Below are 1,402 nucleotides of genomic sequence, written 5' to 3'. Positions count from 1 at the left end.
CTCCCGGCACGGGATGACGTAACGACACGCTCCCGAGGTACCGCGCGCCTGCACCGAAGCCTTCGGCGTCTTCCGCCGGAGCTCAGCCGTTTCGCGGCAGCAGGTGACCCCCGCCAGCCCATCTCCGGTTCTGCAGGGCCGCGTACGCGCCCGACGTCCGTGACGGCGGCGGTACGGCGGCCGACCCCGTGACCGCCCGGCAGACGGCGAGCAGACGCCGCGCCGACCACCCCCCTCTCGCCGCCAGCCGTCTTTCACCGCCCCACGCTCGTCGCAGCCGCGTGGGGGGAGGCCACGGAGGATTACGGACCCTGGGCGCCCTGTACGGCCCGCTGACGCGTTTTCAGCGTCGGGGCGGCCGTGGGTGCGCGCTGAGCCGTGAGAGGCCCGCAGAGCGCCACAGAGGATTCCGCGCGTCCCACTTGCGCAGACTGCTATGCGTGTGTCAGTCTGCTCCGCATGACGCAGAAGACACCGGCTCAGCTTCGAGCCGACGCAGAGGCCGCCTTGCGCGGTCCGGGGCAGCAGCGGATCAAGCTGCTCGCCCAACTCGACAAGATCGACGCGGAGCTTCGCCCGCTGATCCGTTCGGCCCGAGAGGTCGAGCTCCCGATCCGGCGGATCACGGAGCTGACGGCAGTCGCGACGAACACGGTCAGGGCGTGGTCGAAGACGGCCGGGGACGACTGAGTCACCGCCGGAAATTCCGGCGCGAGCCTCGCGCACGCGTGCGCATAATGCGCGCGAGGTTGTCAAGCTCCGGAATTCCGGCCCGGAAAATGAGCGAGCCCCGCAGGTGGTTGGACACCGAACGGGGCTCTGACACCGACGAAAAACGAGAGGGAACCTCGTGATCATCAGTGCTGCCCAGAACTCTAGCGGCGGGTCAGAAACCGTCGCCCATGTGCTCTCCGAACTCGGCCCGAAAGGGCTCGCCGTGCTCCTCGCGGTCGGGGCTTGCCTGCTCCTCTGGATGATGGGCAAGACCGGCCGCCGGTGGCTCGCCAAGGCGCTCGCCAAGGCGATCCGCGACGCCTCGCGGGCCATCGTGCGCTACGTCCGCATCGGTCTGTGGGCCGCCCGGCTGCGGATGCCGGTCCGCCTCGCCATCCGGCTCCAGCCGGACCGGTGGCGGGCCATGACTGAGGCTCGGAAGCTCACCGGCCTCAAGCGGGGGAAGGTCAAGCGCACGCCGATGGGCGTGGACATCCGCGTCACGCTGGGCGGCTCGCTCACCCTCGAATCGCTCACGGCCCGCATCAAGGACCTTGAGACGGGCCTGGGCACCCGCCGGGGCGCGATCCGAGTGGAGCCGGGCTCCAGCGCACACAAGGCGCTCGTCCGGATCACCGCTCCGTGCCCAACGTGCGTTCTCCGATCATGAGGACCTGGGCCTGCATCT

Annotated in this window: 2 protein-coding genes; both read left to right on the top strand. The window is 70.0% G+C overall.

Annotated elements, in window-relative coordinates; genetic code table 11:
- Nucleotides 1–459: 459 nt before the first annotated feature.
- Complete coding sequence (locus tag ACFT2C_RS29095) at nucleotides 460–690, top strand: hypothetical protein (RefSeq protein WP_329829981.1); 231 nt, start codon at nucleotides 460–462, stop codon at nucleotides 688–690.
- Between the two features lie 160 nt (nucleotides 691–850).
- Complete coding sequence (locus tag ACFT2C_RS29090; RefSeq protein WP_377210582.1) at nucleotides 851–1,384, top strand: hypothetical protein; 534 nt, start codon at nucleotides 851–853, stop codon at nucleotides 1,382–1,384.
- Nucleotides 1,385–1,402: the final 18 nt, after the last annotated feature.

The organism is Promicromonospora sp. NPDC057138, from assembly GCF_042670845.1.
Lineage (GTDB): Bacteria > Actinomycetota > Actinomycetes > Actinomycetales > Cellulomonadaceae > Promicromonospora.
Note: the sequence above shows the minus strand (reverse complement) of the source record. Positions and strands in the feature narration are given on the sequence as shown.

Bases quoted from the DNA above. Each gene is read 5' to 3' on its own strand.
- ACFT2C_RS29095 (WP_329829981.1), top strand. From the start codon at position 460: ATGACGCAGAAGACACCGGCTCAGCTTCGAGCCGACGCAGAGGCCGCC.